We start from the raw sequence: 20,799 nt of genomic DNA on the forward strand, positions 1-20,799 counted from the left end.
AAAAATATTCTTTGTTAAGGATTAAACTTATTTTATTCCCTGTCTTTTTTGTGATTTTCCTATGCTATCTAAGTAATTTTATCTAAATTTGTAGCATAGAAACGAACAAGAAAAGATAAAATTATGAGAGTTGGTCTCTTTATTCCATGTTACGTCGATGCACTTTATCCACAAGTAGGCGTAGCAACTTATAAGCTTTTGAGAAAGCTAAAATTAGATGTAGTCTATCCCGAACATCAGACTTGTTGTGGTCAACCAATGGCAAATGGTGGCTTTCAGCGTATGTCAAATCACCTTGCTGGACGTTTTGAGGATAAGTTTAAAGACTTCGATTATATCGTAACACCTAGTGTATCTTGTGCTGCTTTTGTGCGGGTTAATTACCCACAAATACTCGATTATGAGTGTCAGACACCTAAGAAAACAATGGAGTTGGTAGAATTCTTACATGATGTTCTGAAGGTAAAGGAACTTCCTGGAAGTTTTCCTCATGTCGTGTCTGTTCATAACTCTTGTCATGGTGTACGTGAATTAACGCTTAGTACACCTTCTGAATTGCAAGAGAAGCCAGTAAATAAGATAGTTGAATTATTAAAACTCAAGGAAGGTATCACGGTTAAAGAACCTGAACGCAAGGATGAGTGTTGCGGTTTTGGTGGTATGTTTGCTGTTGAAGAACCTTATATCAGCACTGCTATGGGTAACGATAAAGTGAAACGTCATATGGATACGGGAGCTGAGTTTATCACTGGTTCGGATAGTTCATGCTTAATGCACATGCAGGGTGTGGCAGGAAAGAAACACTATCCTATCAAGTTCATGCATGTAGCTGAGATCTTAGCTGCGGGTTTATGATATTTATATAAAGGTTATAAAAGACAAAAGAGTTATGTCAACATATCATTCTAAAAAAGCAAAAGAGTTTCTGAAAGACCCTAAGAAGGTTGAACGACATGACCATACATTTTGGTCATTACGTCAGAAAAGAGATGCTGCAGCGGCAGAGCTACCAGAATGGGAGGATTTACGTGAACATGCAAGTCGAATAAAAGAGCATACAGCAACCCATTTAGCTGACTATTTAGAGCAATTTACTAATAGTTTGGAACGTAATGGTGTTATTGTTCATTTTGCTAAAGATGCACAGGAGTTCAACGAAATGGTTTATGGAATACTGGAGTCTCATAAAGTAAAGAAACTCGTTAAATCTAAATCAATGCTGACCGAGGAATGTGAGATGAATCCTTATCTGATAAAGAGAGGAATCAATGTCGTTGAATCCGACCTTGGTGAGCGTATTCTTCAACTCATGCATTTGAAGCCTGCGCATATTGTTATGCCTGCTATTCACTTGACTCGTGATGAGATTGGAGAGATGTTTGAAGAGAAAGGAATCTCTAAAGAGAAAGGAAATCATGACCCAACTTATCTTACACGTTGTGCACGTGAAGATTTGCGTGGTGATTTTATGGATGCTGATGCAGGACTTACAGGTTGTAACTTTGGTGTTGCTGCGACAGGAGATTGTGTTGTCTGCACTAATGAAGGTAATGCTGACATGTCAACTTCAGTACCTAAATTACATATTGTTGCCATGGGTATTGAGAAAGTTATTCCTGATTATGATTCGTTGGCAGTGTTCCAACGCTTATTAGCACGCAGTGGAACAGGACAACCATCAACTGCCTTTACCTCTCAATTCCGTAAGGCACGACCAGGAGGTGAGATGCATGTAATATTAGTAGACAATGGGCGTAGTGACATGATTGCAAATAAAGAACATTGGATGACATTGAAGTGTATTCGATGTGGTGCATGTATGAATACTTGCCCTGTCTATCGTCGTTCAGGAGGTTATTCATATAGTTACTTTATTCCAGGTCCTATTGGAGTTGACCTTGGTATGCTAAAGAATCCAAAACAGCACAGTGGTAATGTTTCTGCATGCTCATTATGTTTGAGTTGTGATTGTGTTTGCCCTGCAAAGGTAACTCCAGGTAGTCAGATATATCGATGGCGTCAAAGCCTTGAGAAATATGGTACAGAGAATAAAGAAAAGAAAGTGATGGCAGAAGGTATGAAAGTTGTTTACGAAAACTATCATATTTATGATGCTTTACTTCGTAATTCATCAGTTGCCAATCACATACCAGAATCGCTAATGGATATAAAGCTTAATCCATGGAGCATTGGTCATACAATGCCAAAGTTTGCGAAAAAGCCTTTCCATGTCATATTTAAGCACGCAATGGAGGAATTGAAGCATGAATAAAGAAGATTTATTTAGCAAATTACGACGTAATACAAAAGAACAGTTTGATATGCCCGAGAAGCCTATTGAGGGTATTAAATATCAAGATGTAGTACAGCAATTTATTGAGATAAGTCATATTGTAGGCTGTGAAGTCATTGAGGCTAAGGCAGAAGATGATATCAATGTACTGATACAAAAGGCTTATCCCGATGCTAAGGTATTGTCTTCAAGTGTAAAAGGAATAAAGGCAGACCTTAATCCTGACACTGTTTCAAAGGCACAAGACCTCAATGGAACAGATGTTGGAATCATTCAGGGAGAAATTGCTGTAGCAGAGAACGGATGTGTTTGGGTGCCACAAACAATGAAAGAAAGAGTTGTTTATTTCATCTCAGAAAACCTTGTAATCCTCGTTCAACGTAACAATATTGTCAATAATATGCATGAAGCATATAAAAAGATTAACATGACAGACTATGGTTACGGCTGTTTTATATCCGGTCCAAGCAAAACAGCCGATATTGAACAAGCACTTGTCATGGGAGCACAAGCAGCACGTGGGGTTACAGTTATCATAATGGGATAAACGTTAATTTTGTCAAAAACATAAATATAACGTATTGTTAGGAGAGGTTTACGACTTTTTTTATTAACTTTGCAAGGAGAAAAGAAAGTTAAAAATATAACTGATTTTAATAAACATATAAGTTATGAAGATTGAAAAAGTACATGCTCGCGAGATTATGGACTCACGTGGCAATCCTACAGTTGAAGTAGAGGTAACTCTCGAAAATGGTGTAATGGGTCGTGCAAGCGTTCCATCTGGTGCTTCTACCGGTGAGAACGAGGCTCTGGAGCTTCGTGATGGCGACAAGAACCGTTTCTTGGGTAAGGGTGTTCTCAAGGCTGTTGAGAATGTAAACAACCTTATCGCTCCAGCTTTGAAGGGTGACTGCGTGCTGAATCAGCGTGCTATTGACTACAAGATGCTTGAACTCGATGGTACTCCTACTAAGAGTAAGCTCGGTGCTAACGCTATTCTCGGTGTTTCTTTGGCTGTAGCTCAGACTGCTGCAAAGGCATTGAATATTCCATTGTATCGTTATATCGGTGGTGCAAATACTTATGTATTGCCAGTACCTATGATGAATATTATCAATGGTGGTGCTCACTCTGATGCTCCTATCGCATTCCAGGAGTTCATGATTCGTCCAGTAGGTGCTCCTTCTGAGAAGGAAGGTATCCGTATGGGTGCTGAGGTGTTCCACGCACTTGCTAAGCTTTTGAAGAAGCGCGGTCTTTCTACAGCAGTAGGTGATGAGGGTGGTTTCGCTCCTAAGTTCGATGGTATAGAGGATGCACTCGATTCAATCATTCAGGCTATCAAGGACGCAGGTTATGAGCCAGGCAAGGATGTTAAGATTGCTATGGACTGTGCTGCTTCTGAGTTCGCTGTATGCGAGGATGGTAAATGGTTCTATGACTATCGTCAGTTGAAGAATGGTATGCCAAAGGATCCTAATGGTAAGAAGCTTAGTGCTGATGAGCAGATTGCTTACCTCGAGCACCTTATCACAAAGTATCCTATCGACTCTATCGAGGATGGTCTTGATGAGAACGACTGGGAGAACTGGGTTAAGTTGACATCTGCTATCGGTGATCGTTGCCAGCTCGTTGGTGATGACTTGTTCGTAACTAACGTTAAGTTCCTCGAGAAGGGAATCAAGATGGGTGCAGCTAACTCTATCCTTATCAAGGTTAACCAGATAGGTTCTTTGACAGAGACTCTCGAGGCTATCGAGATGGCTCATCGTCATGGTTATACAACTGTAACTTCACACCGTTCTGGTGAGACTGAGGACACAACTATCGCTGACATCGCTGTTGCAACAAACTCTGGTCAGATTAAGACTGGTTCTATGTCTCGTACAGACCGTATGGCTAAGTACAACCAGCTCATCCGTATTGAGGAGGAACTTGGTGCTTGCGCTAAGTATGGTTACGCAAAGTTGAAGTAAATTATTTTATCACCTTGTGTGATTAAATGAATTTTATAGAGTAGGGGATAATTGCTTATAATAGTGATTATCTCCTATTTTTATTGTTTGTAGTTATGACAAATGCTATTGGGGTTCCCATAACATAAATAGATTTCTTCGTTATACAATAAATTATTAATGTATAATCCAACGTCTTATAGCAATAAAATAATTAGCATTTTAGTACTTTTACTGTGCGAAAAAATTTTACATTAATTCTTGAAAATAGTCATTTATAATGTTCAAAAATGCCATTTTGGACGTCCTTTGTAAGTGCTTAGACCTCAATAAGTTACAAAATAACAAAAGAAAAGGTGCTTAGTTGGACTCTAAAAGGGCGTTAATAAAGTTGCTGAAGGGCGTCTTTAGCAAGTCAATTAAGCCTTAATTCACATCTAATTTAGCCTCAATAAAAATGCAATAGACGAAAATTATTTACAAAGATATTTTTAATTAGGTTAATATGACATGATATTTAGAAACGATTTCTTTCTTAAGTTTTAAAGTTATTCATTTTAATTTGAAGCTGTTTTTCTGTTTCTTATTTTCTCATTTTAGCTTATTTGTATAGTTTCTGTTGTGCAAACAGACTTACTTTCTCTTTGATAACTAATTTTATAAGTAAGAATATAACTAACGCCTAATGGTTTTTAATATCTCTTTATATGCTTAATACATAATAGGCATTATGATAAATAGATAATTTGTAACTCACTGTCAAATTATAAAATCATATAAATCCCTACTTTATCATCTGATTCTAACTTTCAATGATTTATATTACTAACTTTCAATATATCATGAAATTAGAATGAAAGTTACCAAAACTGATTCTTAGAAAAGAGTGTAACTTTCTCTTATAGGTCAGCTAAAGGTATTGTAGCGTTCGTTTGTCTAATGTTATCATGAGATTTTTTGTTTTCTCAAAATTAGGAATCTATTGCTTTATGTTTAATCTTAGTATTTAAATTCAGCAATAACGCTTAAAAAAATTCCCTATCCCACCCTCGTCAAATATGTTATAGTTAGCTAATGGTAATGCTATATGCAAAATGCAAAGTACACCGTACCAGTCTTTTTAGACATTATATGCTGGGAAATGCAACCTGCAAATAAATCCTCAGAAACCCCGTACTCTGATGTAATGTTGTTTTTAGCTCACACCTACAACATAATAAGACTACACCTTAAAATGTCTCTTTAATCTTCTTACATTCTTTATAAAGATTACTCCATTAGTTCTGTTGTGAAGTTTAATGTTTGTATCTTCATATCAAGTTCGCGTAATTGCTTAGACAAGTCATCAATCTTCTTACCTAAAGGCTTGATATCTATGGTTGTTACCATTTTGATTTCAGAACGGCTGTAACGTTCCTGAGATTCTGACGCTTTATTAAAAATTTCTCGAAGTGACGTGATACGCATAGAGAGAATATCACGTTCTGCCATCATTTCTGTAATTGTACGCCCTTCACTAATAGTATTCATGTTAGTCTTGTTAATCTTGAAAATTAAAGCGAAAAGAGTATTCAGACAAGCATCCATCTCTTTCATCAACTCCTTAGGTTCTTCAGAAGGAGAATCTCCTTCCTGTACTCGAACATTATTCAGTATTCTACTTTTAAGCTGTTCTATTCTTTTTTGTGTATCTTTACGAATAGCTAATGCTTCTGCTAATTTCATTGCGATATGTATTTTTGTAATTATTCTGTTATATTCTGGTTATTCTTACGTGCTTCGTCAAACTTGGCTTTCATTGTAGGATTCATGTACGTTAGCCTACGTATAGTAAGATCGTCTGTGTCTTTATTAGCAAGACGAAGGTTGTTCTCACTACTTAAAAGTTCCTCACGTACCTTTTGAAGTTTTATAATTGTAGCATCAATATCCTTAATAGCATCATTAAATTTCTTAGATGCCATCTCATAATGTCGTCCAAACTTAGTTTTGAAGTCTTCTATCTTATTTTCAAAGTTGGTGACATCCACCTCTTTGCTTTGTGAAAGAATCAGTTGCTTCTTATATTCTAAACTCTTCTTTGACGTTTGTACAAGAAGATTGATAAATGGAACGAAGAACTGTGGTCGAATAACATACATCTTTGGGTACAGATGACTCTTGTTTACAATACCAGTATTATAAAGTTCATTATCAGCTTCAAGAAGACTGACTAAAACAGCAAACTCACAACCTTTCTTTTTACGGTCATCATCAAGCTTTTTCAAGAAGTCATTGTTTTTATGTTTAGTGGCAGTAGTATCCATTTCATTCTTCATTTCAAACATGATAGAGATATACTCCGTACCATCTTCTTCTGCACGAAAGATGAAGTCTCCCTTTGTACCATCGCTTGCATCATTGTCTTTCTCAAAGTATGCAGTAGGCATCATTGGTCGAATATATTGGTCAAACTCAATACTACAATGCTGTTCAAGCGTCTCACCAACCATTTTGGTAGACATCTTGGTTTTCAAATCTTTATAATAGTCGACTAAATCCTGCTTCATTCGAAGTTCATTCTCATGATGTTTGATGAGTGATGCCTCATGAAGTTGTGCTTCACGCTTCTCTAATTCTACTGCAGAACGAAGCTGAGAGATTTCTGTGTCCTTTGCTTGAACCTCCTTTTGAGCTTTACTACGTTCCTCCATGAGCACAAGTTGCAACTTATTATCATTCTGTTCTATGACAGAGTTAAGCTTAGATATTTGCTGTTCCTTCTCTGCCAAAGCAATCATCATCTCATTTTTCTTCTCAGTTGCAATGTTTTCTAACTGTGTTTTAAGCACCTCTATCTCAGCTGAGAATGAACTTTTTAGCCTCGTAAGTTCGCTTTCTTTCTCACTTTTCAGACGTTCAATCTCAGCATCTTTGGCACCAAGTTCAAGTTCTTTCTTAGAGAGTTGGTGCTGAAAGGTTTGTTCTGTCTTTGCAGTTGCTAAGGCTTGTTCTGCCTTGTGCTGCTCATGAAGCTCAGCTATACGACGGTTAACCTCCTCGTTAAACTCTGTATTCTTTACTTGATTAACGATGGAAGCATAGTCTGCTTCGTCAACAGTAAATGCCTTATGGCAGTTAGGGCATATTAATTCTTTCATAAATCTGATATCTTTAGATATTTGAAAAGTCTACTCACAGAATTCTGACCATAAATATTTCTATTGTTCTTCGTCATTCAATCTGCATCGATATTTATGTTAGCTATAAAATAAACAAGCCGAATGCGAATATACAAAATTAATTGCTCAATCTGAATGATTAAGCAAGAAAAATAGTAAATTGCTCGTTAAATTATTGGATTCACTATTATTACCTACAAAAATGACCCTATAAAGGAATGTTGATTATTGTTTAATAGCACCTCAAATTAGATTATCTGCAAATGAACAAGTCTAATAAAATGGCATAGTCTTTATCTTATTTCAATATGTCCATAGGTTTAAAAGACTCAAATATAAATAGGATAAAAAACAATTTGATTAACTTTCTTATTACAAGAATCAATGCTCAGTAATCGCTTTTACCAATATCTGGTAAAACGTTTACTGAGCATTAAGAACATCTATATATCTTCTTTAATAGGTATCAGACAGATGTAATACTGATAAATAAGCTTTACATCTGATAATCCTTTGCCAAACCTCCAGCACTTGTTTCCTTATAAAGAGACGGAATATCATGTCCAGTCTGCTTCATAACCTCTACAACACGGTCAAATGAAACGCGATGGCTACCATCACTGAAGGATGCATAAAGCTGAGCATCTAATGCTCGACAAGCTGCAAAAGCATTACGTTCGATACAAGGAATCTGTACTAAACCACACACGGGATCACATGTCATACCTAAATGGTGCTCCAAACCCATTTCTGCAGCATATTCAATCTGAGATGGACTACCACCAAACAACTGACAAGAAGCTGCTGATGCCATTGCACAAGCTACTCCAACTTCACCCTGACAACCAACTTCTGCACCTGAAATAGAAGCATTATATTTTACTATATTACCAAAAAGACCTGCTGTTGCAAGTGCATGCAATATCTTAGTTTCTGAAAAATCATGTCCCTTTGATAGGTGATACAGGACTGCAGGGACTACGCCACAGGCACCACAAGTAGGTGCGGTCACAATCGTACCACCAGAGGCATTCTCCTCACTAACTGCCAAAGCGTATGAATAAACCATTCCTCGACTCTGCAACGAAGGCTTATATCCACGTGCCTTTATATAATAATTAGGTGCTTTACGAGCAAGGTTCAATGGACCTGGTAAGGCTCCTTCACTGTCAAGACCACGCTCAACAGCAGCCTGCATTGTTTTCCAGACTTCACGCAGATAGTCCCATAAATCATCCTCCTCACAATGTTTTACATACTCCCAATAACCACGTCCATGATGCTCACACCATGTTTGGATATCTTTAAGTGTATGCAAATCATAGACAGACTCCTTATGGAAGTAGTCGTCTGTGGCCTTTCCTTCTGACAAAGCACCACCTCCAACACTGTATACAGTCCATTCGTCTAAGAGATCTTGACTGTTATTATAGGCACGAAACAACATGCCATTAGGATGATAAGGAAGGAAAACCGAAGGTTCCCATACTATTTCTACTGGTGCTATTTGCTTTAGTACGTCAATAATGGCCTTATCTGTCATGTGCCCCTTACCTGTGGCAGCCAAGCTTCCATACAAAGTAACTTCAAATCTTGCTGCTTCTGGATGACGTTCTGCAAAGATTATCGCTGCACGCTGTGGTCCCATCGTATGACTACTTGATGGACCCTTACCGATTCTAAATATCTCTCTTAATGATTCCATATATGGTTGTCCCAAATACTTTCTTATTTACTATTCTGCTGCAAATGTACGAAAAAAAACGTCAATTAAGTAGAAATGCATCTTATAAATTGTCGGATATGATTTTTTATTATCTAAAACCTATTCCTATAGGTTATATTTCTAATTTTCCTTTTAATCGATTATTCTAAGGAGAGGGTGCTATCAAATATTTATTTGTTGAAATAGAAATACCATGTCTATCCATTACCATGACTCTCGTATTCTGCAGGTTACCCTCCTATTAATTGTTATTTGTAAATAATTTTCGTGCAAGTTGAATCTAAAACATGCTCTTTTCGCTTCTAAAAGACGCCTAATAGGCTTGCAATAGGTGCCCTTTTGAGGTCTTATTAACGCCCTTTTGAAGTCCAATTAAGCACCTTTTCTTGTATGAGTTTATAACAACTTGATTTCCTGTTGGTTACAAATCCTCTCTTCATACGTATTTTTACCTTTATTTATTGATATGTTATTCGAAATTATGTCATGATTTTTCATAATACTCATAATATTTTCATAGTAATCAATATAACAAGGTTTTCTATATCAGAGAATGAAAAGAAAACAGGTAGTTAAACCCAAATCGGTCATTAGACCACAATATGTATAATTCTTCTTACTATGGTATTGTTTCCTAACATCTTTATTGTCTTATCGGTATCTTGTCCGTCTTTGTAACTTGACGTAGTTCCGCTATGCCTGCATTACAAAGCCAAACAATCTGCTCGATAAAAAACAAAATATGTTTAGGCTCTAATGACCGATTTGGGTTTAACAGCCTTGGCAATATATTTATTGCAATTCATATTGCAATCTTATCCCAAGTTTAACACCTATTGTCGTAGAATCTCGCTGTTACTTCACTTTTGAAGTTTTAGCTATGAACTCTGTGTCCTACAAATTTTTATTTTTCTGAATGGTGCATATTTTATTTTCAATTTATCGTATATAGCAGTTGCCTGTTTTGAGGGATTGCTGCATTGTCGCATCTGTACGATGTCTCCCAATGGGTTCCTGCCTTCTGTGGTTACGAGTTTCTGGGTGCTCATCCTCCGCACGATTTCGGTCCAATAGCAGGATTCGCCTTCTCTCTTCAACTGGCAACGGATGGTGTTTACCACCCAATAGGCAAGCAGGCCGAAGAAAAGGTGCGCATCGCTCCGGTCATCGGTCTGATGGTATATAGGACGGAGGTTCAGGTCGGTCTTCAACTGCCTGTTGGTACATTCGATTTCTCGTATGAGATTGTAATAGTCCCACGTGGTACACTCGTCGAGGGTCTCTACATTGGTCCGTAAGAAGTATACGCCATGTCCGGACTCAATGGCTGAGAGGTCTTTGAGCTTCCAGTCTACACGTAGCATTTCCTTTGGCTTTTCTTCGTTTCTAACGTAGTCTATCGCATAGTATTTTGCGATAGAGGGGTATTTCTGTATGGCTCGGCCCGTACGCTCTACAACCTTCTCGTAGAGTTTCGTTCCACCTTTCTTTGCAACACCATCATTTATCTTATTCAGCTCTGTTTCAAACCTTTCACGCCAGAGTTTGTTCATTGACGATTGGGTCATTGCCTTAGATGGAGAAGTTATTTCAAGGTAGTAGTCCTCACCTTCCGTGTGTACTTTGTTGAGCATTATCGTTTGCTTTCGGGCATCTTTCACCATCACGCTCTTGTGGTCCTCACTGAGCGTGTAATCTTTCAACTTGGTGCGGGATACGCAGAGATAGTTGTAGCCCTTTGCCTTGATAAGCTTCAGATTGTCTTCGGTTGCAATGCCTGCATCCATCACAATAAGCGACTTTTCTTTTTGTACAGGATTCCTGCCTGCCAGTGTATCTATCATATCTGGCAGTGATTTAGGGTCAGCCGTATTGCCTTCCAGGATAGAAGAATAGCGTATGAACCCCTCCTTATTGATACACAGGGCCAGGACGAGAAGTTTACAATCTGATCGCTTCTCCTTTGATCTACCGAACTGTGCCTTCTTGCTTTCACGCTTACTACCCTCAAAGTAGAAGTTAGTCAAATCAAAGAGCATCAGCTTGTTATCTATATTGAAAAGGTTATCTGTGACGTTGCACAGGTGACGTTCTATCTTTTCCTTGAGCTCATAAAGCTTGTCCGTTACCTTGTATAGGGCATTGATACCTGGAGTCCAGTCTTGCGAACCTGTGTAAAGCTCGGCGGCAGCCGAATTGTCCCTGAGATAATAATACGAGGAACGTTCAGACACGGCATACACTGTCCGGATAATAAGCGCAGAGAGTGCGGTGTGGATAGAATGGTTACTCCATCCTTGGTCACGCAGGAACTCTTCCAACCCCAGCTTGTCAATGGTCTGCTTACAGAGCCATTCTGCACCGACATTCCTTGCGTCAGTATGTTCTGCCGTATCAAGGTCAATATAACGTTCAGACTCCTTTATGGCCTTCTGTTCCTTCTTATCGAATCTATCAATGCCACCTTCCTCTTTCATCCGCTACCACCACTCATCTGCCTTTGTCTGTTCCAATGCGGTGAGTCCTTCCAGCGGCTTGCCAAATAAAGAATTAGTTCCTCTGTTCTTAAAACGCTCTGTCAGTGCAAAGGCAATCCTTCTGACCTGCAAGGCTGTGAGAGAAGGTTCAAAACCGATATTGAGCAGGATGAGCGAATGTACGTGTCCAGCCACGTCACGATAGGACTCTTTTAGTCTATAATAAAGAGCCTTCTCCCCAGTTGCTGGGTTGAAACGTGTCTGTACATTTGCGTGCATGGGTGCAAAGTAACAAAAAAAAAATTGATATGCTGGTGTCCTACAAATCAGATTTTGCCCATATTTAGAAAACGCTATGCCTGATTATTAAGCACTTAGCAAATCAGAAGCCTTCAAAATATACTGAAAATTTATGAAAAATAATTTTGCCCGTTAAACTTGAGTTAGAGGTTTGGTTTAAACGGATAAGCCTAAATAATTCTATTAAGTTCGATATTTTATCCCCCCTACTCTACCTTTTTGTTTCTTTTTATTAGTCAAGAAAGTGTTTTATCATGTGTTTTTTGTATCTTTGCGCAGATAATTATAAAGATTTAGAATGAAACATTTCGCCCTCATACTGTCGATTCTTTCATTGCTGACAGTGGCTTGTACTGATAAAAAAAGTACAGAAGAGCCAGTTGCAAAGGTTATTGATACGATTCCAATGTTGGTAACACAGGTACAGCAATGTTCACGACTTTACACAACAGAATACCGTATTCATAAGATTATCACTCATGATGATAAGATGAAACTGTCTGGCTCGTTCATGAAGCAAGACTTCAGTGTGACTTTACCATTAGGTGATCGTCGAATTGCAATTCCAATGGACGCTACATTGAAAGCCTACATAGACTTATCTGGTTTTAGTGATAAGAATATTCAACGCCAAGGAAAGGAACTTCTCATTACCCTACCCGATCCAAAGATTGTTCTTACTTCAACAAAGATTAATCATAAGGAGGTGAAGGAATATGTGGCACTGACACGTCATAACTTTACGGATGCTGAACTTACAAGTTATGAAGCACAAGGAAGAAAACAGATTATAGCTTCTATACCACAGATGGGTATCATCGAACAGGCACAAGAAAGTGCTGCACGACAGCTTGTTCCGATCTTTACTGCTATGGGGTATAAAGAATCTGACATAACTGTCTCATTCCGCAAAAAGTTTACTCTGAAGGATTTAGGACAGGTGATTGAAGTAAATAAAAAGGATTGAAAATGGAAACAAGAACACCTGAAAATATAATAACAGAGCAAAAGAAGAATGATATTAAGCCGAATAAGAAAGGACTTCTTAGTCGTTTCTTATCATTTAATAAAGGCTGTCTGCTGACCTTTTTAATCATCATTAGTATTTGTGTCGGTCTATTTTATTGGTTTAATTCATCCAATAAGATAAGTATATCTGCTGATCAGCGTATTGATATAACGCCAACACAGATACAACAAATACAAGATATAGGTCAGTGGGAATTTCTTGCAATCAATGATGAAGAACTCATAGATACGGTGAGTCGTGGCTTTTTCTCTGACTCAGAACTTGTGCGTATCTATTATGGTACGGTTCGTTTAGGTGTTGACTTGCATCAGACAGAACCTCATTGGCTTCGTGTTGAGAATGACAGTGTTATCGTTGCAAAGTTGCCACCTATTGGATTACTTGACACTAACTTTATCGACGAGGCTAAATCACGCTCATTTTTTGAGAAAGGAGACTGGACTTCGGCTGATCGTGAACAACTCTATAATCGTGCCTATAAAAAGATGTTAGCTCGTTGTATGACAACTGAGAATATTAGAATTGCTGAGAAAAATGCTAAACAACAGTTTACTCAGTTCCTCCGTTCTATGGGATATAAAAACATTAAGGTTGAGTTTGTCTCAAAGAAACAATAACAAACACAGTTATTAGGAAGTTTACAGTTTTATAATTGAGGGGTAATAAAAGGATAATGGCATCAGAAGAAACAACACAACATATAAAAAGCATGACAGAAGGCGCTCCTTCACGTGCTATCTTGAATTTTGCACTACCTCTCATTCTTGGTTATATATTGCAGCAAATGTATCTAATTATTGATGCTGCAATAGTAGGAAGATGGATAGGTGTAGAGGCTTTGGCTGCTGTAGGTGCGTCAAGTAGTATCATGTTTCTTATCATGGGCTTTTGTAATGGTTCATGCGCTGGTTTTGCTATACCTGTAGCTCAAGCGTTTGGAGCAAAGGACTACCATAAGATGCGTTGTTATGTTAGCAACGCTATGCGTATTGCTTTAGTATTAGCCATCGTCATTACGTTACTTTCCTGTTTTCTATGTGATAAGATTCTACAAATGGTTAACACGCCAGAAGATATTTTTCATGACGCTTATGTCTTTCTTTTTCTGCAGTTTTGCACTATCCCTTTTACTATTGCCTATAATCTCTTATCTGGTCAGATACGAGCATTAGGTAATTCCAAGCAGCCTTTTTACTTTCTTCTTGCATCCTCTTTCTTAAACATTTTTCTTGATATTTTTTTCATTCTGTTACTTGGAATGGGAGTTGAAGGAGCTGGTATAGCAACTTTTCTCAGCCAGGTTTTTGCATCATCATTATGTTGGTGGTTTATCAAACGACACATGACAATCCTCGTACCTATCGGTGATGAACGTCAGTTTGATAACAAAAGAATAAGTATTTTGCTGAACAATGGTATACCTATGGGGCTACAATTCTCAATTACCTCTATTGGTATTATTATGCTGCAAAGTGCAAATAATGCTTTAGGAACAGTTTATGTCGCTTCATTTACTGCAGCTATTCGTATTAAATACATATTCACCTGTGTACTTGAAAATATAGGTGTAGCCATGGCAACATACTGTGGACAAAACCTTGGTGCAAAGAGACTTCAGCGAATAAAAACTGGTTTGAATGATGCAATGTGGATAATGATGGCTTATTTCGTTCTTACAGTTATTATTATCTATCCTTTTGCAGACGAAATGATGATGATTTTTGTTAATGGAAAAGAGCAGGAAGTAATTGCAAATGCAGCACAATTGATGCGTATTTCAAACTGGTTCTATCCTTCATTGGGAGTTCTCGTCATACTTCGATACAGTATTCAAGGTCTTGGATATAGTAACTTGAGTATGATGAGTGGGGTTATGGAAATGATAGCACGCTGTGGTGTGAGTATTTGGTTAGTACCTGCTTTGGCATGGATAGGTGTTTGTTATGCTGACCCAGTAGCATGGATAATGGCAGATATATTCCTTATTCCAGCCTATATTTGGTTGATTAGAAGACTAAAGAGACAAATTGGATAGTTTTTTAATAGCCTCTTGCATATCTTCAGCAAATCTATTATGTGTCAAAAGAAACTCCTCTCGACCATTAGCTAACAATTTGTATAGTTCTGGACTCATCCCATCTACATATGAACTGATGGCATATTCGATGTCATCTTTCTGTCGTTCGCTGTTTGAGAATGCGTAAACTTGATACTTCTGATGGAAAAAGCAATAGGCTGACTCAATGCTATCTTTTGTAATCATGTTCTTATCTATTAGAATGTTTGAAATTAAATCAATCTTTGATGCTAAAGTATTTCCATAATGGAGCTACCATTAATGCTTGAATAAACTCACCACGTAATAACATTTGTTTTACTTCCTCCTTAGGACAAAGAAAAACATCTATGTCTTCTGTCTCATCAAGATGCTGCTTGCTTGTCTTTTTCACGCCACGAGCGTAGAAGCAATGACATAAGTTATCCATAACTCCTGGGTTAGGAGCTATGGTCATAATCTCTTCCCAATTACCACCAGTGTACCCAGTTTCTTCTTCTAATTCTCGTTGTGCTGCATGTAGCGGAACCTCTCCTTGTTCTACCACTCCTGCACAAATCTCTGTTGACACAACGCCAAGTCCGTGTCTATATTGACGCTCCAGGATAAGTTTCCCATCTTCTGTCTCAGCAATTACATTAATCCACTTTGGATATGAAAGTACATAATAGTCATCATAAATCTTTCCATTTGGTAACTGAACGGTATCACGACGAGCCTTCATCCAAGGTCGATTAATAAGTTGCTCGGATGCAAGTATACTCCATTTCATATCTTCATCGTTTCGTTGCTTATTCTTATCCATAACATCATAAAATGTGATTCAGTAGATACAAAGTTATTATATTCCAATTTAATGTGCAAATATAATGCTTGTCATTTACTTTTTATTACGTTTAGCTTTTAGTTATTTATGAAAGAGTTTTTTCCTTTTTACCCTACCTTAAACCTTTTCAAATAGAAAAAACAACAAAGAAAATCATTTTTGTTGACGAAACTATCAATTAAATTTTATATCTTTGTAAACAAGATAACAAGGACTTGCCGTATCCTAAATCAATTATAATCAGGGGTATGCTTTACGGCAGAGCTACTCTATGGAGGAATATTACTATGAAACGTAAACCAAAGATGCACAACGAACAAGAGTTTAACCTTGATAATGTTTATCAAGAGGATGAGCGTCAACTTGATAATTTAGACGATAACTCCTTTGATTTGAGATATAAATGACAATTACTAAGGCTTGTGACATCTATGGAGTTTCCTTGAACAGCGCTTGGTATACGTAGTAATGTTATAAGCTTTTGGCATTATCATATTCTACAAAACTTTCAATTAAACTTGAAAGTAGCTTCTTTTATGTGCGTATACTTGGGTATATTGACAAGAAATCATCAAGTTTAATTTTCATACATAATAGATCTAATTTTATTGACTGATTCTACTTCAAAGTAACTTTATGTGCTATAAATGCTCTAATTATTGTTAATTAAGCAAGAATTATCATCTATTATTATGTTACATAACATTAATTTTTAGTAACTTTGCAACCGATTATGCCGTTTTGGGCTCAGAATAAGTGCTGGATAGATGCTCAGCCGCCCAGCGGTACAAACCCGTTTACAATAAAAAAATGTACGCAATTGTAGAAATTAACGGTCAGCAGTTCAAGGCTGAGGAGGGCAAGAAGCTCTTCGTAAACCACATCAAAGATGCGGAAGAAGGCAAGGCTGTTGAGTTTGACAAGGTTCTGTTGGTTGATAACAACGGAACAGTCACAGTAGGCGCACCAACTGTTGAGGGCGCAAAGGTAGTAGCTGAGGTAGTAGCTCCTCTCGTAAAAGGCGACAAGGTAGTTGTCTTCAAGATGAAACGTCGTAAGGACTACAGAAAGAAGAACGGTCATCGTTCACACTTCACTCAGGTAGAAATTAAATCAATTAACGCTTAACAAGGAGGACTTAAGAATGGCACATAAAAAAGGTGTAGGTAGTTCTAAGAACGGTCGCGAATCAGCTTCAAAGCGTTTAGGTGTTAAGATCTGGGGTGGCCAGAAGATTATCGCAGGTAACATTATCGTTCGCCAGCGCGGTAATAAGCACTTCCCAGGCGAGAACGTTGCACAGGGTAAGGACGACACATTGTATGCACTTGCAGACGGTGTTGTTTACTTCCACAAGGGCAAGTACAACAAGAGTACTGTTTCTGTCCTTTCAGAGGAAGTTTACGCTGCTAAGACTGTAAAGCCAGAAGCTTAAAGCGAAACAAACAAACAACTATTCCAAACAAACAACATAATCCCGGTCTCCTTTTGGAGCCGGGATTCATGCTTTTATAGGAGTACTTTAACCCAAATCGGTCATTAGAGGCTAAATATATTTTGTTTTATTATCGAGCAGATTGTTTGGCTTTGTAACGCAGGCATAGCGGGCTACGTCAAGTTACAAAGACACACAAGATGCCGATAAGAAAATAAAAGATGTTAGGAAACAACACCATAGTAAGAAGAATTATACATATTGTGGTCTAATGACCGATTTGGGTTAAATATGACTCTTTCTATATTAGTTTGTTCTTGAATCAAGTTAATGATTAAATCTACTCACACTAAAACAAAGCCTACTTAAATCATAATGAATGATTTGAGCCCTTGTTCTTACTTCTTAATAAATAAAGTCGCATTATTATTTAACAACCACTTTTTTACACTACCATCAGAATACTTCACGATTTGTAACCCTTCTGTGTTGCATTGAGTATTTATGGTTTCCATATGCTTTTAAATCCGACAATAAATAATGGTCCTTTTAGTTGCTATTCTCAACATAATATATTATATTTGTCATATCAATTCAGTTATAAAGAATTATTTTGATTCACAATTAAAGAATATCTATTATGGTAGTAACTAATGCAATTTATCAAGGGAAGGGACGCGTTGAGGCAAAACACGTAAGATCGGGAGTTCTCGTAACAACAGATGCTGGAAAAGCAGTTGGTGGCCTTGGAGAAAATCAAAACCCTGTTCAACTATTAGGTAACGCATTATCTGCTTGTGTTCTAACTCTTATGGGTTTGCAAGCTGAGCGTGGAGGTGTAGACTTCACTGGCTGTTATGCTGAAGTTGGTGAGTGCGAAGAAGATATGCAAAAGTTCACAGTTACTCGTATTCCGATAACTTTTCATCTTAAGGCTTCATTTGATGAAAAACAGCGTAAGAAGTTTGAGTATATTGCTAACAAAGCATGTTTTGTGGGTAATACGTTAACTGCAGAAAAGGTTTTCACCTTTGTGTACGATTAAAAGCACTATTAATATGTCGACAATATAAGGTAATTAGCTGTCAAACTGCTTATCATCTGTTATATAAAGAAAAGTCCTGCCATAATTTATTAACTGATTATGACAGGACTTTATTCCTTCTATATGCTACTAATTAGTAACTTCCAAAAGAACTTCTTTTTAGCCAGAAGTCTACGTTATGAAAGCTTCCTCTCATCAATTAACCTGGAGTTAGGACTCAAGAAATTAGTCAGTTCTGCAAATCGTGATAACCTTATCAAATGTGGATGAATCTTATTAAGATATGATCTGTCCTCATTATCCATATAATTTGGAATATGAATCGCCCATCCTCCTATTTTTAATACTGGAGCTACATCTTCTGGATATGAATCTCCGACCGCCAATAGTTGCTCTGCTTTTACACCAAACTGCTTGCAAAGTCGTTTATAAGCATCTGGTGTTTTATCCGATACAATAACAATATCATCAAAATAGGGACGTAGTCCCGAGCGTTGAAACTTATTTTCCTGATCAAGCAGTTCTCCTTTTGTAAATACAACCATTCGATATCTACCAGTGTCATGCAGTTTTGCCAATGTTGTTTTAACACCATCGAAAGGATGACCTGGTAATCGCAACAATTCTTTGCTTACCTCGACAATCTGTCCGATATCGTAGCCTTTTACCTTTCCGTGACTGATTTTGACCGCATTCTCTATTAGTGATAGCATGAAAGCCTTACTTCCATAACCAAGGAGTGGTATGTTAGCCTTTTCAGTGGCGCGGAGAGTATGGGACACCTCATCTGCAGAAGCATACGGGGCAAGAATCTCACAGTACACTTTTTCCACTGTATTAAAGTAGGTCTGACTACCCCACAGTGTATCATCAGCATCAAATGCTATAAGTGAAATCTCCGTCATAAGCCTAAAAAATTAGATATTATTGTTATCGTGAACATTCTCTTCTTTATTGAACCTTGTCCAATAAAGGCTGGTCGTAGACGGTAAATAATAAAAATCCTTTCAAAAATAATAAATCCTCCTTTCCTTTCTTTTTGCAGCAAAGATAATCCTTTTTTTCGTCATTACAAGTTTTTTATCAATATTTTTATCAACAAAATTGTTAATTTTACTTTTATTAATTATGTGCAAATACATTGTATTTATCGACAAACCGTATATATGCGTTAATAAACGTATTTTATTTATGCGCTCTGTTAACATTGACAAGCCCTATTTCAACTACGATGTTGAGGTAATTAATACGTTGAAAAATTTGATTAATTCAAATATTTTTGCTTTCTTTGTGGTCGTTTAAATTTGGAAAGAAGATGTATATTTTGAATACTATTCTTTCATAAATTACATCTATAAAGTCCAAATATTTACCTAATTACCTGAACTCGGGATAAGTATCATATCACTCTTCTGTTTGGTTTAGTACAACGGCTCTTTAGACTCAATCTTTTGATTGAACCTAAAAAACAGATTACTTTAGAATAATGTAAGCTGTCCCGAATGTTGCTCTATAGCAAAGTCTATGTTCACTGCTGGCTTCTTCTCAAAGAAGCTGTAGGCTGCAATAGCAGAGAGAACATTCATTGCGAAATTAAATATGCTTCTATGCCTTGAATGCACTAATTGAGCTACATTCTTTAGCTCATCATTGATAGTCTCTATTACAGATCTTTTCCTTAGAAGAAGTCTATCATAAAGTGGCATTAGTTTGTTTTTCATGTTACTCCTAATGCCAGTAACTAAATTTATTCCATCATTGAACAATCGCTCAAATAATCCTTGAGAAATGTACCCTTTGTCTGCAAACAATTTACCAAATACATTGTCTGTCAATCTGTTAAATACATTTTCGTCTCGGTCATCAACATTTGCTTTAGTGAGCATAAAGTTTAGAATCTCACCTCTTTCATTACAGATAAGATGTAGTTTGAATCCAAAATACCATCCCATTGTACTCTTACCCTTGTTGCATAATTTCTAAAAACCTTATTGCGACAAATACGTTTATTATGGCAAACTGGAATACAAGTTGAGTCAATAAAACTAATACCAGTACACCTCCCAAAACAACATATCTGCAGGAACATCATCATCTCTACAGAGACTCTTGCCTCTAATTCAAGAAAACGATTATAAGACAATTGATTTGGAAATAAATCTGCTAAATGCTCTTTTACGAAAAAGGTATAATAGTGACGAAAATTACGATAGGAATTAAAGTGGAAGCAAATTAATATCGTTATGATTTCAGACTTACTCATACGCCACCTGCGATGGCGATGACATCCTTTATTCTTTTCTGAAAGAACTATTTTATCAGTTTCTAACTCAAATTCTTTGCAAAAGTCATCTGCAATACAGAAAATTTCAGTAATTTTGTCCTTGGTAATCATTGTTATATTTATTGTAATTGATTGATTTTCAACTATAAAGTTACAAAAATATAATGAGATTACCAACTTTTTGCAGACTTTTCTTATCCCGAGTTCA

At 37.1% G+C, this 20,799-nt stretch carries 16 protein-coding genes and 2 pseudogenes; 10 read left to right on the top strand and 8 right to left on the bottom strand.

Translation table 11 applies throughout. From position 1 onward, the window contains the following. Positions 1-123 precede the first annotated feature (123 nt). From FIU21_RS07940 to eno, 4 genes are all read left to right on the top strand, one after another. Positions 124-855, top strand: a complete 732-nt coding sequence (locus tag FIU21_RS07940; protein WP_004361162.1) for a (Fe-S)-binding protein — start codon at positions 124-126, stop codon at positions 853-855. Positions 856-889: 34 nt separating this feature from the next. Next, positions 890-2,272, top strand: a complete 1,383-nt coding sequence (locus FIU21_RS07945; RefSeq protein ID WP_004361164.1) for a lactate utilization protein B — start codon at positions 890-892, stop codon at positions 2,270-2,272. Continuing rightward, a complete protein-coding gene (locus FIU21_RS07950; RefSeq protein WP_004361166.1) occupies positions 2,265-2,840 on the top strand; it encodes a LutC/YkgG family protein in 576 nt (191 codons plus the stop codon). The genes FIU21_RS07945 and FIU21_RS07950 overlap by 8 nt, the downstream gene beginning before the upstream one ends. A 124-nt stretch (positions 2,841-2,964) precedes the next feature. After that, positions 2,965-4,272, top strand: coding sequence for a phosphopyruvate hydratase (gene eno / locus FIU21_RS07955; protein ID WP_004361169.1), 1,308 nt, complete (start codon positions 2,965-2,967; stop codon positions 4,270-4,272). Positions 4,273-5,520: 1,248 nt separating this feature from the next. Here eno and FIU21_RS07960 read toward each other — a convergent pair. The 4 genes and pseudogenes from FIU21_RS07960 to FIU21_RS07975 form a co-directional block, all read right to left on the bottom strand. Then, positions 5,521-5,976 carry a DIP1984 family protein gene (locus FIU21_RS07960; RefSeq protein WP_004361171.1) on the bottom strand — a complete coding sequence of 152 codons (456 nt, stop codon included), beginning with the start codon at positions 5,974-5,976 and terminating at the stop codon, positions 5,521-5,523. Positions 5,977-5,996: 20 nt separating this feature from the next. Further along, positions 5,997-7,391, bottom strand: a complete 1,395-nt coding sequence (locus FIU21_RS07965; protein WP_004361174.1) for a DUF2130 domain-containing protein — start codon at positions 7,389-7,391, stop codon at positions 5,997-5,999. Positions 7,392-7,908: 517 nt separating this feature from the next. Beyond that, positions 7,909-9,117, bottom strand: a complete 1,209-nt coding sequence (locus FIU21_RS07970) for an L-serine ammonia-lyase (protein WP_036886762.1) — start codon at positions 9,115-9,117, stop codon at positions 7,909-7,911. 899 nt (positions 9,118-10,016) lie between these two features. Continuing rightward, positions 10,017-11,894: pseudogene (locus tag FIU21_RS07975) on the bottom strand (IS1634 family transposase). A gap of 319 nt (positions 11,895-12,213) precedes the next feature. Here FIU21_RS07975 and FIU21_RS07980 point away from each other — a divergent pair. The 3 genes from FIU21_RS07980 to FIU21_RS07990 are packed head-to-tail and all read left to right on the top strand — an operon-like array spanning position 12,214 to position 14,980. Continuing rightward, positions 12,214-12,882, top strand: coding sequence for a DUF4230 domain-containing protein (locus FIU21_RS07980; RefSeq protein WP_004361180.1), 669 nt, complete (start codon positions 12,214-12,216; stop codon positions 12,880-12,882). Positions 12,883-12,884: 2 nt separating this feature from the next. Continuing rightward, positions 12,885-13,562 carry a DUF4230 domain-containing protein gene (locus tag FIU21_RS07985; protein WP_004361183.1) on the top strand — a complete coding sequence of 226 codons (678 nt, stop codon included), beginning with the start codon at positions 12,885-12,887 and terminating at the stop codon, positions 13,560-13,562. 56 nt (positions 13,563-13,618) lie between these two features. After that, the gene (locus tag FIU21_RS07990; protein ID WP_172891356.1) at positions 13,619-14,980 is read left to right on the top strand and encodes an MATE family efflux transporter; all 1,362 of its coding nucleotides are present in this window, start codon (positions 13,619-13,621) and stop codon (positions 14,978-14,980) included. Here FIU21_RS07990 and FIU21_RS07995 read toward each other — a convergent pair. Together FIU21_RS07995 and FIU21_RS08000 are read right to left on the bottom strand one after the other, a co-directional pair. Beyond that, positions 14,960-15,208, bottom strand: coding sequence for a hypothetical protein (locus FIU21_RS07995; protein ID WP_004361186.1), 249 nt, complete (start codon positions 15,206-15,208; stop codon positions 14,960-14,962). The genes FIU21_RS07990 and FIU21_RS07995 overlap by 21 nt on opposite strands. A gap of 31 nt (positions 15,209-15,239) precedes the next feature. Further along, positions 15,240-15,806 carry an NUDIX hydrolase gene (locus tag FIU21_RS08000; RefSeq protein WP_004361187.1) on the bottom strand — a complete coding sequence of 189 codons (567 nt, stop codon included), beginning with the start codon at positions 15,804-15,806 and terminating at the stop codon, positions 15,240-15,242. Positions 15,807-16,637: 831 nt separating this feature from the next. Between FIU21_RS08000 and rplU the strand changes: the two genes are divergently transcribed. The 3 genes from rplU (at position 16,638) to FIU21_RS08015 (ending at position 18,307) form a co-directional block, all read left to right on the top strand. Next, a complete protein-coding gene (rplU, locus tag FIU21_RS08005; protein WP_013263975.1) occupies positions 16,638-16,955 on the top strand; it encodes a 50S ribosomal protein L21 in 318 nt (105 codons plus the stop codon). A gap of 16 nt (positions 16,956-16,971) precedes the next feature. After that, a complete protein-coding gene (gene rpmA, locus FIU21_RS08010; RefSeq protein WP_004361192.1) occupies positions 16,972-17,262 on the top strand; it encodes a 50S ribosomal protein L27 in 291 nt (96 codons plus the stop codon). A 640-nt stretch (positions 17,263-17,902) separates the two neighbouring features. Continuing rightward, entirely contained in the window at positions 17,903-18,307 is a 405-nt protein-coding gene (locus FIU21_RS08015; protein WP_004361193.1) for an OsmC family protein, read from the top strand. Between the two features lie 176 nt (positions 18,308-18,483). Here the strand turns inward: FIU21_RS08015 and FIU21_RS08020 are convergent, their stop codons facing one another. Beyond that, complete coding sequence (locus FIU21_RS08020) at positions 18,484-19,212, bottom strand: HAD family hydrolase (RefSeq protein WP_004361194.1); 729 nt, start codon at positions 19,210-19,212, stop codon at positions 18,484-18,486. A gap of 573 nt (positions 19,213-19,785) precedes the next feature. Further along, positions 19,786-20,702: pseudogene (locus tag FIU21_RS08025) on the bottom strand (IS982 family transposase). Between the last annotated feature and the right edge of the window lie 97 nt (positions 20,703-20,799).

The sequence above is a fragment of the Prevotella melaninogenica genome (genome assembly GCF_013267595.1).
GTDB classification, from domain to species: Bacteria; Bacteroidota; Bacteroidia; order Bacteroidales; family Bacteroidaceae; genus Prevotella; species Prevotella melaninogenica_D.